The organism is Neisseria sp. P0019.S002, from assembly GCF_051957155.1.
Taxonomy (GTDB): domain Bacteria; phylum Pseudomonadota; class Gammaproteobacteria; order Burkholderiales; family Neisseriaceae; genus Neisseria; species Neisseria perflava.
Window position 1 is genome coordinate 14,834 of record NZ_JBQCWS010000010.1, and the last position, 15,161, is coordinate 29,994.

Here is a 15,161-nt window from a genome sequence, read left to right on the forward strand (position 1 = left end):
TAAAAAATGTAAATACATCTTAATGTATTTACATTTTAACATTTTATTGTTTTTTATTAAAAGCATAAACAAAGGCTGGCGTAATGCCAGCCTTTGTTTTAGTTACCCAGCCAACCGCTATAAGATTGATTGGACGTAACGCCTTTACTACCAGTATCACTGGCTAAATTCGTCTGTACCGCGCTCAATCGTGCGGTAATGGTTGAAATTTGAGCCTGTTCGATAGCAATCGCATTTGCCAAATCCTGAGCTTCTTTGATGGTTTGCGTAGTATTGATTTTGGACTTCAGATTATCAAGGTTTTGAATATGGACTTCCAACGCATTGTAAGAGGCTTCACTAAAAGCCATACCCATGCGGACACTTTGATAATTATGCTTAAATTGCTGAGAATCCATCAAAGAATCAAGTTGTTTACCATTCATGACGGTAAGCAATTTATCATAAACTGCTTTGGCATTATTCCATGTACCGCCTTTACCTTGACTACTTACCACGTCTTGCCAAGAGCCGGAAACAATATCAGACTTTTTTAAACCTTGCAGATAGTTGGTTGTTCCGGTAACGGCTTCATACTGCTGTTTCAACTGCTGATACTGTTGCTGCAACTGCTGATACTGCTGCACCATTTGACCAACCGCCGCAGGGTCAAAAACGACATCACCCACGCCGAAAATAGCCCATGCCGGACGGGTCATCATCATACTGACAATAGCCACCGCAACAAGTTTTTTCGATTTTCTCATTATGCTGCCTCCTGTTTCAACTTCAACAATCGGGCTTTGAAAGGTTCAGCCCAATCCCTATAATCCTTACTGCCAACCTCAGAAATAACATCTTGTAATACATTATATTTTACTTCGTTTCCTGAGAGAATTTCTACAAAATCCAGCATAGACGACAAGTCCATTTTGGTAATGACTGACTGACTAGAACTTTTGATTAAAAAAGGTTTTGCTTTTACGGCTGGATTATCGTTTTCTTTAATCCATGCCAATTCCGTTGAAGTACAGCCTAATCCCTCTTCGCCTAAATAAGTCTTGTCAGAAGCCTTAGCATTTGGCAGTAAAATACTGGTTCTGAATTGTTGGCGTAAATCGGCACTTGTCGTAATCACTTCCGGCGTTGGCGTTACAAAGATAACCATACCGTTACGGCGGCGGTAGGTTGTTAACATAATCCGTAGCCATTCACGGTTATATTCATCTTCAATATAACGCTGTCCCTCTTCCATAACAACAATAAACGGTTTGGCCGCTTGCATGGCCGTATCAATCCGATGAAAAATGTACATCGAGCAAGCCATCAGAATCTCAGGCTCTTTGATGACATTTTTCATCTCGAAACAGAACCGTTTTGCCCCATCAAGTGAGAAAGAATCTGTTTCATTGTCGAATAGCGAAGCCAGCCTACCATCATTACACCATTTCCGCATACGTTCGGCTAAAGAACCCTCTTCGTCAATACCGAACAGGTCAACAAAATTACCCAATCGGCGCAAATGTGGCTCAAAGGTATAAATCTGTTCAATAACCTCATGAACTTTCTTTTCCTCTCTGGCCGTCAACGCTACACGGTTTCCCTGTTCGTTGACTTTTGCCCCTAAGAACGATAACCACCGGAACAGAAATTCACGATTATCTTTAGTATCGGGCAGTTGGAGCGGATTCCAGCCGGTTTTCATATTCGGCATTAATACAGTATGCGTAGCACCGATGGCCGTCATAAAGACTGCCGCTGAATATTCAAAATCGAAATGAAAGATAAAAGGGTCGTGTTTAAGCGCACTGGCCAACATTGCATTCAGCGTAGTAGTTTTACCGCCACCTGTCGGCGCGATAAATCGGGTATGCCCCACATCTGATCCATGTTCATGGAAATTGAAATAATACGGCGTGTTGCTGCTGGTTTTCAGCCGCATGATGTACTCGCCCCAATGGTTGCCGTTTTTAAAACCACTACTGGTATTGTGTAAGCTAGCAAAACCGGCAAAATTAGTTGTATTCAATGTTGCTGGGCGTTGGCACAAGTGCATATTGCCCGGCAACATTGAATAGAAGCTAGGTTCAGCAATGACATCTTCGCGCTTAGGGATTAAATGCGCTTTAGCAAACGCCTCTCTGGTTTTCTGTACCGCGTCTGAAAAATCATTGTCATTTTGGGTATAGACCAAAACATTCATATTGAAAATACCGTTGATTTGACGGCCACTTGTCAAATCATCAACCAATTCATTAATACTTTCAATTTGGCTTGCCGATTTATCGCCGACACTTTTCAACTGATTTTGTTTGCGTTCACTCAGTCTTGTGGACGTTTGGCGGCTCATTAAGGCAAAACTTTCACAAATAATCAGTTCATGGTCGATTTTCAAAAACTGGTCGAGCATGGAATGGTCGCTCTCTTCGGGATAGGTCGAATTAGGCAAACCAAATATGCAGCCAGTCCGAGCCGTACCATCGGCCAAATGGAAGCGGATAACTCCGTTTTCCTTAAAAATTTTGCGCGTTATCGGTAGATAATTTCTGATCGCCTCCGGAAAGACTGGTACAGGTGTGTCATCAAGATTAATGATATTGCTTAAAAATTGCATAGTTTCATCATAACGATGACCGTCTTTTTCGTACATTGTCAGTACACGCGGATTAGCGCGGGATAATGATTCCATAATCATATCCCTTGCTTCTTCCAATTCTGTAATCAAACCATTCTCAACAGTTTCACTGTCTAATGTGAACGCCAGTTTCATACGGTCGAACGGCGGCGCGTTTGGATCGTTACGGCGTGCCACAAGCGTGATGAAGATTCGATTTTTGAAAACCTTTGCTGTTTTTTGCTGTTGAAAATAATGTGCTTCAAAATCATCAAAAAATGATTGGCCGATGTCGGCGTGTCTTTCCGGCTCAACTTCTTTTCTTATGTAATGAATATACGGCACAATGCGTGAGTTCATCTGCCGATACAGGTCAGCACGGAATTTTTTCAACAAAGCCAAATCATCATAGCTTTCTGTTTCAAAATTCAGGCCGTCTAATTCGATGACGGTCATTAAATCGCCGTTGGCCAACTTGATAATTTCAGGCCGAATATGAAACAAATAAGGTAAATTTGAGATTTCCATGTTTTCTTTCTCCGCTTCCTGACTGAACCGATATTCCAATCCTAACTTGCTTTTTTGGCGCGGATTCGTTTCATAACTATATCCGTGGTACATCTTTTGTGAGTTCGTAAATCGCCGTCTGTGTTTAAACAGTGCAAAATTTACGCCCCTGTCCTCTTGATAAGTCAACGCTGTAAGATACGCATACAACGCCGCCACAGATAAGACGGGTTTAAAGAAACCGCCAAACGCCGCCTTGATTCCAAAAAACAGAAAAAATGCAGAAAACAGGAACAATATAAAGATGTTGATAGGAAGCCCCAACCAGCGAGCTTCCCTCGCCAAACCAGCAAACAACGGGTCTTTTTGTTGTTTAGTGGTTTCCATTTTTCAATCCTTAGTAGCCTGATGAACCTGACAGCGTAAGAATCCAGTTCACAATATCTTCCGCAAACACCAAAATCACACCACCAACCAACAAGCCACATACCCAAGTTTTCAGGTTACGGATAGGAGTGAAGAACATATTGATAGCAATCAGCACGACCGCAACGAACAATACGCCTGCACCGGCAATTACTAATTCAGTACCGACATTATTCAATGCCGATTTGATTTTAGTGCCGATACCTGCATTGGCATAAGTCGAAGCAGTAAACAACATAACGGCCATTGCTTGAGTTGAAGATAACTTTTTCATTGTGATTTCCTTTCGATAGAAATAAAAAGTAGATTAAAATTTTTGCAAACCGAACTTCATTTTTTGAACGTTAGGGCGTTCCCCTCCGTTCCATTCAATTACACCCATTTCCTGTAAATCAATAACCGCAGTTTCATGAGCAGGAGCATAAGCTGTTTTAGTTGCAGACCTCAGATAGTTACCTGATTTATCATATATTGGAACTGAGAAACTTACGCCAATACGCCTATTCGTCTTATTTTTTAGCTTTCCTGTAAATATCACATCTGCTCTACCTGAAAACCCTGTTGCAATACCACCTTTCGGATCAATGTTGGCAACAACTACTTTAAATCCGATAAGGTCATACGCAGCCGTAGATTTATTGCCAACGTTGTACACCTTATCGCCGCTTGCATAACCGGTTACGCTACTGACCTTACCGTTTACCGTTCCCAACGCATCATTGGCCGTTCCCAATACGGAATTGGCTGATGACAATACGCTGTTGACCTGAGCGCAACCGCCAAGCAAAACGATTAAGGCTAATATTGATATTCTCATTACATACTCCCTATAAAGTTACAAAATTGCCGTTTTCATCAAGTGTTTGTACAAAACCTGAGCGTTGTGGGCTATTAGAGGAAAATACCGTTGTATTGGCGGCAGGCTCTTGAGGTTGAGCATCTTTAACCTCTACCCTTTTCACTACTTTAATAGGAGCGGCCTGTGTCTGATTACTGGCCGTCTGAACGGTTTGGCCTTTTTTACCGCTTCCCAACCAAGAACCGTAAACCATCAATGTGCTTTGTTCTAACTTACGGCTACCGCCTTTTATCGTAGGGGATTCACCGTTATTCAACCGTGCGTAACGAATTTTGACTTCACGAACATATTTGGTTGTTTCTTTGTAGGGCGGAATGCCCTTATATTTCTCAACCGCCCCTGGCCCTGCGTTATAACCTGCTAGGATAAGGTCTAGGTTTCCATTGAAATATTTAGTCAGGTAACGCAGGTAACGTGTACCGGCAATAATATTTGGTTCAGGTTTATACAAGTCTTTTGGGGAGATACCCATCTGTATAGCGGTTGCCGGTATGACTTGCATAAGGCCGCGAGCATCTTTATTTGATGTGGCATTTGGGTTATAAGTGCTTTCCTGTACCATAACCGCACGGACTAAATTCGGGTCTAATCCCTGTAATGCCGCGTGTTTATTTATCAAACTGTCAAACTGTGCCGAAACCGCAAACGGCATGAATAAAATCAGCGGAATAAACAGACTATACTTTTTCATTTTCCTCTACCTCTCTATAAGCAACCCTGCATTTCAAACCCTTTTTTTCACACCAATCTTGTAAGGCTTCGACAATCAAGTCATTTCGCCGAATACGCCCGATTGTTGTCTTTTTAGCCAATTCGGTATTGATTGATTTGTAATAAGCATTAATCAAATGAAAAAAACTTTCACTGACATAGACAATCATCTGTTTTTTATCGTGTCGTTTGCCTCTACTCATTTTGAAGCCTTCCAATTTGCGTAGATTTGAGAAGCACTAATCCTGTAAGATTGGTACGAACTGTTCATCATCAGCAAATTGGCTTTGATTTTGGCTTCATTTGCCTCGATTACGGCCGTTTCAAAACGGATCGCATTATTTAAATCTTTAGCTTGTTTTTGGGTTTTAGCCTTTACCTTCATCAAGCTATCTAAATTGTTTGCCGCACAGTTGGCTTTAGACCATGCTAGTTCGGATTCTGTATATGCCCTATTAATCGCAGCAGCATTCTGATTGGTTAATTTATCCAGTTCTGCACTGGCATAAACACCGGTATCAGCGGCTTTCATTTCCTGTAACTGCTGATACAGTGAAACATCTTGCTTATTACCCCACTTAACCATGACATTTTCATTCATGGTGCTTGGCATTTCATAACCTGCGACAGTAGCAATATTTGTTAGTAAACCCAACCCAGCCAAACCTTTTGTCAGCGCATCATATTGGCCGCGCATAATATCTAATGATTCTTTGGCTTTCTGAATCGCCATTGTGAGTTGTGCAAATTTTGCTGGGTCAAATACAGTTTTACCGCTTCCTGAAACTGTTCCGGCTACTGTTCCACCAACTTCAATCGCCACATTTGCGCTATTGCTGATTTCTTGCTCAGGTAATTTCACACGAGGGCAGACATTTTCAGCTTTTTGCATATTTTCAATTTTGGTACGGTTTGTATTGTCAATGCTTTCTGTTTTGGTCGTTTTTCCATTTTGACCAATACTTTTAATGTTGCTGAAATAATCGCCTTTACCGCCGTATTGTTGGTAAAACCGTGCAATATTGATGACATAATTTCGGGTTTCGGCCGGCATTTTTTTCAAACCTTTTTTGTATTTGCCAAAATTGCCAGACCCCCAGTTATACGAATACAACGCATAAGCCATAATGCCGTTATTAGAACTGAGCAGACGACGCATATACAGCGTACCACCAGCAATATTTTTTTCAGGGTTAAACCTTTCAGCAGCAGTTAAACCCAACTCAGGTGCCGTTAAAGGCATGATTTGCATCAAACCACAAGCACCTGCTCCCGAACATACGCTTGCGTTATGCCCAGATTCTTGTTGAATCTGGGCATGAATCAACAGCGGATCATGACCATATTTGGCACTGTACTTTCGGACAAGATTGTCATAGGTCAGTGGCAAGGCATGGACTGAAGCACACGCAGAACCAACCAATAAAGCAAGCAATAATGGTTTCATTCTTCATCTCCTATCAACTGTTCGGCCAATAAAAACGAATCTTCAAAACCGTTGCCATCTGTACCATAGGAAATGGAATAACATCCGCCCTTATCATATACCGTCAGATAGTCCCTTAATTGGCTGGAATTGTCGGCAACGTGCGGCATAGTAAACAATGCTAGACGGCCTTTAACAATAATCGGCAAATCGCCAAACAAGCCTGTTCTATCGACACAATTCTCCTGTTCGACATAGCGGTAATTAACCAATAGGCCACCGCAAGTTGCACCGGTACATTTTCCCTGCGGATAAAAGTTATAAGACCAACCGTTTTGTGTATCGGTTGCGGTCTGAACATACTTAAGGCCGTGGGAATGAGCAAAATTTTGAACAATATTGCTGAAATTATTAGCCGGTTCTGCCATAACCGACCCAGCAACAGCAAGCAGTAATAACAAGGCTAACGGCTTCATTGTTGTTCTCCTTTTTCAAAACGGAATTGTTGTTTTGGGTTATCAATATCGGTAAGAATTGCTGTCTTACCGTTGACTTCCAACAGGTATAAATCAAAACCGTCTTGCTGAACAATTTTCTGGCCGCCTTGATTTTTCAAAACCAGCGGCGTTTTTGCCCAACTATTTTCGATGTAGGCAGATTGTTCATCATCTGCAATAACCAGCGCACTACTCATGCCGTGTTGTTGTTCAAAAGCTGTCTGCCCTACCCGATGATATACACCGCCGTCTCCGTTTGCTTGCGAACAGGCCGCCAAGAACAAAACCGGAAGAACTATCAATGATTTTTTCATGACTTCAATCCTTTCTTTTCCGCATAACCTTTGTAATATATGTTTTCGCAACCGTAACCACCCGTAGGCGTTCTTTTTAATTGGATAATGACATCTATATTCTGTCTGACAAATTCCTTGACCTGTTCAGCATTGAGCGTTGTACCCGCTCTTAAAACCATTAGTGACATGCGATCTAGTGCTAGTTCGGGCGTATCAGCGTGAATTGTGGCGATTGCACCCGGATGGCCTGATGAAATCAGATTCAAAAACATAAAGGCTTCATCTCCCCGAATTTCGCCTAGAAAAATTCTCTCTGGACGCAACCGCAAACATGCTTCCATTAAATGCTGTGCATTGGCTTTTGATGTACCTTGACCACCACGTGAATAATAAAGCTGCAAAGTATTAGGCTGTGGCGGATCTAATTCTTTGGCGTCCTCAATCGTGATGATTCTTTCATTCATATCAATCAGCTTAATCAGCGAATTAAACAGCGTAGTCTTCCCTGAATCCGTACCGGCAGAAATCAACACATTTTTTTTCAGTTGTACTGCACGTTTGACAAACTGCCAAAATTCGCCGTTTTCATACAACCCTAACAACTCTTCATCTGCTGGCGACATTCCGTGATAGGCTTTCAGGCCGTCAAACATATCGCGGTAAATATCGTATTCAAGGCTCATAATTGACGGCTTCCGGATTGAAAGTGCAATTCTGCCCTGATATACGGCTGGGTCTTTGACAACCTGAATCCGGTAAAACAAATCCTTATGTTTAATGGATTCGATTTGAGCGGACAAAAGCGGTGTTTCATCAGAAATTTTCTGATGGGTATTGGTTGCTATCAAATCCGCAAACGCCTTTAACCGCTTATAACTCAATTTCGGCTGTTCAATCCGTTGCATTCCTTTACAGCCTTTTTTTGCGATAAAGAACTCATAAGGCTTATTTACGGAAATTTCCGTTACATCATCATCTTCAAATGCTTCGCCGAAATCGACTTTCATGATGTTGTGAAGCAATGCAACAGACATAACTACCTCAATTCAAAAGGGATGAAAAATCTAAATCTTTGGCAACCAGTATCTTAATTTGCGCACCGTGTTTGACTTCAATAGTTGGCGGAATATCTGCGTGTTTAGACAACATATTTTGAGCGGTATCATTAAACGCATTAGCTACCTCAGAACGGTATTGAGCCGCGCTGTTGTTATTGTCGCTGCCTTTAACATCAACCGTTGCTGTGGCCGCACCAAATACCGATAACAAAGCTGCTGTACCGAACATACGGAAAAAGTGATTATTTACCTTTCCACCCATACCAACGATACCTAGATTATTGGTTGCTGGGCTGTCTAACATAATTTCAACACCCTGCGGCGTGATTGCCCTGCGCCAAATGGCCGCGATTTCAGTCTGACCAGCTTTCACAACTGAGGAATATTCCCCAAACAACCGTGTACCGGCAGGCAACAATTCATATCTACCCTGTTCGCCATAGACCGGATCGCTTACGCGGGCAATAATGGTTGATGGAATATCGCTTTTTATTGCTGTTTCCACCACGGCATCTATTACTTTTCCCTGCTGAACCAAAAATTCACGATTCGGATTGTAAGAAGCACTTGAAATAGGAGCTTGGCTTGTCCCCGAATTAAACCGGCCTCCTTGAGTGCTAGCTGCACTTTGCGACTGGCTTTGTGTTTGGAGTGCTGCACCGTTTTGACCACCACCTTGAGCCATTGCAGCAAAAAAAGCCTGCATATCGGTTTGACCGTTGGCTTGTGCGGCATTCGGCGATATATCGCCACTACCACCTGTTACCATAACCGATGATTTATATCGTGCTTCGAGCATTGCTCTTTCCTGTGTTTTACGCGCTTCTGCTGCTTCATCAACCTGCGGTTGCTGAGGCATAGGCGGCGGAGGTACTGGTTGTTCTGCCTGCTGCACAGCAATAGCTTCTTGTGGAGGATTAAAACTCAGTTTATTTACCGAGGAATCGGTACTATTTGGGTTTGATACAGGATTGCTAACCACACCCAAATCTTCTGACTTTTCTTCTTTATCTGACAATTTAATATATGCCAAACCGCCAAATACGATAGCTGCAACAGAAATCAATCCGACTGCCTGAGCTATCGGTTTTTTGTTTAAAGTTACTTTTGGTTTAACTTTGATATTTTCATTCGCCCCTAATTCAGGTTCAGGAGGTACGTTAATTTCTTCGGGTTCGGAATTTAAAAAATCTTTTTCATTTTCCTGATTGCTCATTTCACACCTCTTCAATCCTTGAAATCTTCATTGCGAATACATTTCACAATGTCGCCTAAACGTAAAGCGAAGATTCGACCTGTTTTTTCTACCACCACATATTTACCCTCGCGGCGCACATTGGTTAATTCTTCACGACCACGCGCATTGACCAAATAAATTGCAGGTAAAGATTGGCGGTTATCAAACTCAAAATAAGTAAATTGGCCATCATCAAAAACAGACTTGATTTTGATACCTTTTACTTTGGTTTGTGAGTAGTTATAGTTATTCTGCCTAAATGTCGGTGCTTTATTGGCGGCCGCCTTGCTCTTCGCTACGTCAGTAGGCTGGCTGTAATCAAAACGTACTACAAAAACTGGGTTTTTGCGGCTACCACTGCGTAAATGCAGGTAGTAATTGTGTTTATCAGTAATCACATTTACGTTAGTGCTGCTCATTCCTGCTTGCGGCTGTTCCGCTGGTTTGATAAATAAACGGTTTCCTTGAGGAACTATCTGCCAGCCGATAGTATCGCCTGACACAACTGTTTTAATCTGTTCAGTTCCAAATTCAACCGTTGTTGCAAAACCGAAAGCCGTATCAATTTCAACAACCTGATTTGGATTAAAACGGACAACACGGACACGAGAATCTTCTGACACTGCTCTCGGCACTGTTGCCGCCTGAATTGCACCGGAACAAACCAATAACGCCAAAGAAGTTATTAACGCGGTTTTCATTTCTTAGTTTCCTCTGTTGTTTCTGAAACATTTGGCACGACTGCCGCTTGTTCAGGTAAACCGACTGCTGACGAAGAAGATAAAGCATCGGTTGAAGCATTCTGCGAAACAGACCAGCCTGTAATTTTGAATCCAAAAGCATTCAGTCGTTGCTGTTCCACGCTCAAATCATCGTAATTGCCAGTAACATACGAACCGACAACAGAATATGAATAAACCTGTTCTGCTCCCTGATTTTTCATACGAGTACGGAAATTAACTTGAAATCGCTTATCATCAGTTACGTTGATTGAAGATACATCGACTTCGATCGTTCCAGTTTTACCCAAACGAGAGAAAGGACTGTTTGGATTATCCGGCGCTACTTCTGCAAAAAAATCACGTTTTACATTGGTATCCATGAATACGGCAGCATTGTTATAACGTTCTTCAAGTGATTTTCCGCTACCGATGTAGGCATAGCCATATCGGGCATTCACAACTGAATTGACGGTTGATTGAATCCACATTTTGAAAGCAGATGGGTCTGAATCGTTTTCAAGATGAACGACTTTTTCAACAATACCAGTTGCACTATCGACCACCGCAATAATCGGCTCAGTCTGTTTCAGCGGCATCATTCGCATGATGGTAAATGCCAAAACAATGATTCCGACAACCAACACGCTGATCAAAATCAAGCACCATAACAGTAGCTTGTTTTTACGCTTATCCTCTTTTTCATACGACACACCGAGTGCGTCTAAAAATGCTTGGCTGTCTTTTTTGAATTTATCTAAGTTTTCCATTTCCAACCCTTAATTTATTTGGCTAGTCCTTTTGTAAAAAACTTTTTAGCAGCAGACATTACATTACCAACGCCTGTACTAGTAATGCCGAAACCGCTTGAAGCTAAGCTAGAGGCGATACTTGGCATTTTGGCAAATGTTACTAATGTGACGAATAAGGAAAGCGCCATACCAATAGCAGAGGCAAAAGTAGCGACCTCAGATGGAAATACTTTTTTATAAATTGCTGGTATGACCCCCATAATCAACTGTGTAGCTAATGCCAATAACAGGAGTGTTAAAAATTGGTTGAATATCAGAGCTACCCAGTTATTAAAAAAGTTTTTGGTTGAATCGAACATTGCACAACCAATGAATATCGGAGCAGTGATTATCATCAGAGCTAAAATTAGTTTGCATTGTAGAAACACTAAAAAATACAAACCAATCGCTACAATAGCCAACAACATAACCACTAAATACACGCCAACAACAGGTAGAACAAAAGCAATTTCTAAAACCCCACCGCTACTTACGGAAGAAAAACCCTTATAAATTTCATCGAATACAAGAGTAGCGAAAGAATAAATTAAAGCTGATTGCGATTGACCAACCATAGAGCCAACAAGCTCAGGTATTCCGTAAATTACTGGTTCGCCAATATAGTGATACACGTCAGCCCACGAGCCAATTAAGGTTAGAATCAAAAAAAATTTGAAGAAGTCCAAAGTCAGCTTTTTCGCATCTACTCTGGCATACATCAAATGTATTGCCTGATAAACCATCCAGCAGAACAACATAGCCGCTAAAATTGGAATTGTGTTTTCCATAACCTGCTGATAAAAATTTTCAACATTCTCCAAAATGATTGAATCAAATTTTTCATCAAGAGTTGAAAAATATGCTTTTAGCTGCTCTGAAAGTGTTGATAATGAATCAACACTTTGTTGCGTTGAAGAATTTGCCATCTCAATTTACTTTCGGAAAAAAGTTTTCAAATCCATCTAACCTGATTCCTTGTTGTTTTTCATCGTATGTGAAGCAACTTGATAACGTGGATTCCTCACAAAATTTATTTTGTGTGGTATAGGTATAAACATGGTTCTTTTTCAATTCATTGTCGCGCCAGCGTTCTGTAATAACCATTTTGAATTTTTTTGGGTCAGCTTCTAATCGAGTGATTTCATAATCACGTTGGATATGTTTGCCTTTATCACGATAAGTACCGGTTACGTCAGGTACAGATTCCGCACAAGCTGCCAATCCAAACAATAAAGCAAATACGAATAATTTAGATTCCATTTGAATATCCTTTCTAACTCGATTTAATTTTTTCAGGTAAAAGCTATTTGGTTCGCTGATAGGTCAACAACCCATTTTCTGAGCCGATGGTTAGAGTATTGGCATTTTCCAAGCGGAAACAGGCACGGTCTGTATCTTGGGTACACAGTAAATTAGTTTTTGGGTCAAACTTCATTTCTGTGAAAACACCACGAGCTAAAACCGATACGCTAAAAACATCATCGGCCTTTTTCTCAATCAAAATACGGTCATCAATAGCGAAGCTACTATTTTGTTGAGCTGGTTTTACTGGGTTTACCCAAATGCCAACAAACATCTGGCCATTTTGGGTTTCAGCCGAACTAGGAGATTCTGAACACGCCAGTAAAAGGCTACAAGCCAGGAGGGGAAGATACTTTTTCATTTAAGCCACCACTTGATTGATTGGAACAAAATCGCAAGCGCAAGGGGATTTAGGCTGTTTGTTTGCCGAACAGCCGAGCAATGAAAAAGAGATAAGTATAAAAGCGAGGTACTTCATGGGATTTCCTTCCAGTTTGGTTATCACTAACGAAAATGTAAAAGGCATATCCCGTAATGTTTTGTACGGAACGATTTTGATTGTTATAACTTTTGGGCGCAGATAAAAGTATCCGCTGTGATGACGTTTGATATTGTTATATTTGTATTTAATAACAACTGATTGATTCTAAAAGTGATGTTTTGACGTATGGAGGATTTGATACCTTCTTCATGCTTTTCAGTGTAAACAATATCGTTTTAATTGTAAATAGTTTCACAATCATAAAATCATGATTTTATGATTTTGCTTAAATAAGCGTATGATTCAAAACTATAATTTTATAAAATATATTTTTTATAAAATGTGGCTTTATGACAGACAAAAGCAAACGCAGCTATTCGCTGTATATCAATGACGATTTTCTGATTGAGCTAGATATGCTTGTTTTGAACTTGAGAAAACAGGGATATTGCCGAGAGAACGGCGAAAAGCTCAGACGTGTAGATTTGGTCTATGAAGCGTTGGATTTACTGAAAGAAAAATATCAAATGTCTGAAAATCCGCGTTATGACGGCTATGTCTCACGGATGACCAATGATGAATAGCTATACTCTCCCCTATTAATACCCAGCTTATACACAAAATCTGTTGATAACTGCTATCAGCAAAGAAACAAGCCTAGAAAAAATAAGAATAAAAAATTGAGTTCAGTCAGCAGACTGAACGAGGGGCTGGGATAGTGAATCAGCAGATTCACGATCTCAGAGAAACCAGTAACCGGTTTTCCAACAAACGAAACTATGCTTAGTTTCTTTCCCAAGTTCGCAGATTTTCTGCTGAAAATCTTTCGAGTTATCCCCAAAATTTTTCTTGGAATTGGTTTTTCATCTGTTTTTAAATTATTTTTAATTATTTTTAGGCACTTTGAAAGCCTTATTTGGTACGGTTTTTAGTCGCTTTACTGGTACAAATTCCGACTTAAATGGAACAAATTCCGACTATAAATGGAACAAATTCCGACTATAAATGGAACAAATTCCGACTATTTTCAACACCTATAATTTTAAAGTTATCCACAATCGAACTTATCAACATTTTTAAAATGGTACAAAAAAAATACTTGTACCATTTTAAATTTTATCCGATAATCCAGTATCGGATAAAAAGGTTCATTTAAATGGCTCAAATTAATAAATTACCCCAACAGCGAAAAAGGTTGTCAGGACTACAATCTAAAAACATCGTTATGGCTAATAGTTTGAATCGTTCTGCAATGGGTTTGAATTTGTCTGAAAAACGGATTGTAGCTTGCGCTCTTGCGAAGCTAAATGGTTTAAATGGTTTGGCAAAAATTACAGCTAAAGAGTATGCCGAAACATTTAATTTACCGCTTAATCAGGCTTATGAGCAGATGAAAGAGTCAGCTAAAGGTATGTTGAGCAGGGCGGTTACGGTATTTTTAGAGGACGAGGAAAGACGCGAAACTACAATGTACCCGTGGTTTTCAATTATCAAATACGAGGAGAATGAGGGATATGTTGGTGTAAAATTTAATGCTGAGATTGCCCCTTTTTTATTTGATGTAACAGAAAGATTTACTCAATATCAGTTACTTCAAGCATCTTCCTTACGTTCCTTATACTCTTGGAGGTTACTTGAAAAGTTTGAACAATTTAGAACTAAAAAAGACGGTATAAAATCTTCCAGTGGTTGGTATAAGACAACGGTTGAAGAATTTGCTAGAGAAATGGAAGTACCTGATTCTTATTTGAATAATTTCAAAAATCTTCGGATTCGAGTTATTGAACCAGCTATTAAAGAATTGGTTGAAAAGGATGGTTGGAAGATTGAATTTATTCCTGAAAAAGAAGGTAGGAAAGTTGCTAGACTTCATTTTAAATTTGAGAGAGCCTAGCCTGATCCAAAAAAGAAACTGCCCAAAGCAGTTTCTTTTTTTGTATGACTTTGGCCTTTAAATGGAACAAAAACCGACTGCCAGCTGAACCGGCTGAAAAGGCTTATCTGCTATGACTTTGGCCTTTAAATGGAACAAAAACCGACTGCCAGCTGAACCGGCTGAAAGAGCTTATCTGCTATGACTTTGGCCTTTAAATGGAACAAATTCCGACTGCCAGCTGAACCGGCTGAAAGAGCTTATCTGCTATGACTTTGGCCTTTAAATGGAACAAAAACCGACTGCCAGCTGAACCGGCTGAAAGAGCTTATCTGCTATGACTTTGGCCTTTAAATGGAACAAATTCCGACTGCCAGCTGAACCG

18 protein-coding genes are annotated in these 15,161 nt (G+C 40.5%); 2 read left to right on the top strand and 16 right to left on the bottom strand.

What is annotated here, in order from left to right; translation table 11 throughout:
- Window positions 1-98 precede the first annotated feature (98 nt).
- From ACTHTY_RS10820 to ACTHTY_RS10895, 16 genes are read right to left on the bottom strand one after another with little or no spacing between them, the layout of a single operon-like run.
- The gene (locus ACTHTY_RS10820; protein WP_070649243.1) at window positions 99-746 is read right to left on the bottom strand and encodes a type IV secretion system protein; all 648 of its coding nucleotides are present in this window, start codon (window positions 744-746) and stop codon (window positions 99-101) included.
- Entirely contained in the window at window positions 746-3,487 is a 2,742-nt protein-coding gene (locus ACTHTY_RS10825) for a VirB3 family type IV secretion system protein (RefSeq protein WP_440367619.1), read from the bottom strand. The genes ACTHTY_RS10820 and ACTHTY_RS10825 overlap by 1 nt, the downstream gene beginning before the upstream one ends.
- Before the next feature lie 10 nt (window positions 3,488-3,497).
- Window positions 3,498-3,800 carry a TrbC/VirB2 family protein gene (locus ACTHTY_RS10830; protein WP_070649281.1) on the bottom strand — a complete coding sequence of 101 codons (303 nt, stop codon included), beginning with the start codon at window positions 3,798-3,800 and terminating at the stop codon, window positions 3,498-3,500.
- Between the two features lie 33 nt (window positions 3,801-3,833).
- Window positions 3,834-4,343 (bottom strand): hypothetical protein, encoded by a 510-nt coding sequence (locus ACTHTY_RS10835; protein WP_070649279.1) that lies wholly within the window; start codon window positions 4,341-4,343, stop codon window positions 3,834-3,836.
- A 10-nt stretch (window positions 4,344-4,353) separates the two neighbouring features.
- On the bottom strand, window positions 4,354-5,076 hold the full coding sequence (locus ACTHTY_RS10840; RefSeq protein WP_070649278.1) for a lytic transglycosylase domain-containing protein: 723 nt from the start codon (window positions 5,074-5,076) through the stop codon (window positions 4,354-4,356).
- On the bottom strand, window positions 5,063-5,299 hold the full coding sequence (locus ACTHTY_RS10845) for a hypothetical protein (RefSeq protein ID WP_070649276.1): 237 nt from the start codon (window positions 5,297-5,299) through the stop codon (window positions 5,063-5,065). The genes ACTHTY_RS10840 and ACTHTY_RS10845 overlap by 14 nt, the downstream gene beginning before the upstream one ends.
- A complete protein-coding gene (locus tag ACTHTY_RS10850; RefSeq protein WP_440367621.1) occupies window positions 5,296-6,543 on the bottom strand; it encodes a transglycosylase SLT domain-containing protein in 1,248 nt (415 codons plus the stop codon). Before ACTHTY_RS10850 ends, ACTHTY_RS10845 begins: the two co-directional genes overlap by 4 nt.
- A complete protein-coding gene (locus ACTHTY_RS10855) occupies window positions 6,540-6,998 on the bottom strand; it encodes a hypothetical protein (protein WP_440367623.1) in 459 nt (152 codons plus the stop codon). The genes ACTHTY_RS10850 and ACTHTY_RS10855 overlap by 4 nt, the downstream gene beginning before the upstream one ends.
- On the bottom strand, window positions 6,995-7,333 hold the full coding sequence (locus ACTHTY_RS10860; protein WP_070649270.1) for a hypothetical protein: 339 nt from the start codon (window positions 7,331-7,333) through the stop codon (window positions 6,995-6,997). Before ACTHTY_RS10860 ends, ACTHTY_RS10855 begins: the two co-directional genes overlap by 4 nt.
- Window positions 7,330-8,349, bottom strand: coding sequence for a P-type DNA transfer ATPase VirB11 (gene virB11 / locus ACTHTY_RS10865; protein ID WP_440367624.1), 1,020 nt, complete (start codon window positions 8,347-8,349; stop codon window positions 7,330-7,332). Before virB11 ends, ACTHTY_RS10860 begins: the two co-directional genes overlap by 4 nt.
- A 7-nt stretch (window positions 8,350-8,356) precedes the next feature.
- Entirely contained in the window at window positions 8,357-9,589 is a 1,233-nt protein-coding gene (locus tag ACTHTY_RS10870; protein WP_440367626.1) for a TrbI/VirB10 family protein, read from the bottom strand.
- Window positions 9,590-9,600: 11 nt separating this feature from the next.
- On the bottom strand, window positions 9,601-10,311 hold the full coding sequence (locus ACTHTY_RS10875) for a TrbG/VirB9 family P-type conjugative transfer protein (RefSeq protein ID WP_440367628.1): 711 nt from the start codon (window positions 10,309-10,311) through the stop codon (window positions 9,601-9,603).
- Complete coding sequence (locus ACTHTY_RS10880) at window positions 10,308-11,099, bottom strand: VirB8/TrbF family protein (protein WP_440367630.1); 792 nt, start codon at window positions 11,097-11,099, stop codon at window positions 10,308-10,310. The genes ACTHTY_RS10875 and ACTHTY_RS10880 overlap by 4 nt, the downstream gene beginning before the upstream one ends.
- 14 nt (window positions 11,100-11,113) lie before the next feature.
- Window positions 11,114-12,046, bottom strand: coding sequence for a type IV secretion system protein (locus ACTHTY_RS10885; protein ID WP_440367632.1), 933 nt, complete (start codon window positions 12,044-12,046; stop codon window positions 11,114-11,116).
- A gap of 1 nt (window position 12,047) precedes the next feature.
- Window positions 12,048-12,380, bottom strand: coding sequence for a hypothetical protein (locus ACTHTY_RS10890; protein ID WP_440367634.1), 333 nt, complete (start codon window positions 12,378-12,380; stop codon window positions 12,048-12,050).
- A 43-nt stretch (window positions 12,381-12,423) separates the two neighbouring features.
- Window positions 12,424-12,783: a hypothetical protein gene (locus tag ACTHTY_RS10895; RefSeq protein WP_070649292.1), complete on the bottom strand. Its 360-nt coding sequence runs from the start codon at window positions 12,781-12,783 to the stop codon at window positions 12,424-12,426.
- 470 nt (window positions 12,784-13,253) lie between these two features.
- On the opposite strand from ACTHTY_RS10895, the gene ACTHTY_RS10900 reads away from it, so the two are divergent.
- Both ACTHTY_RS10900 and ACTHTY_RS10905 read left to right on the top strand, forming a co-directional pair.
- Window positions 13,254-13,487 (top strand): hypothetical protein, encoded by a 234-nt coding sequence (locus tag ACTHTY_RS10900; RefSeq protein WP_070649294.1) that lies wholly within the window; start codon window positions 13,254-13,256, stop codon window positions 13,485-13,487.
- 572 nt (window positions 13,488-14,059) lie between these two features.
- Window positions 14,060-14,797 carry a replication initiation protein gene (locus tag ACTHTY_RS10905; protein WP_440367636.1) on the top strand — a complete coding sequence of 246 codons (738 nt, stop codon included), beginning with the start codon at window positions 14,060-14,062 and terminating at the stop codon, window positions 14,795-14,797.
- The last annotated feature ends 364 nt before the right edge of the window (window positions 14,798-15,161 follow it).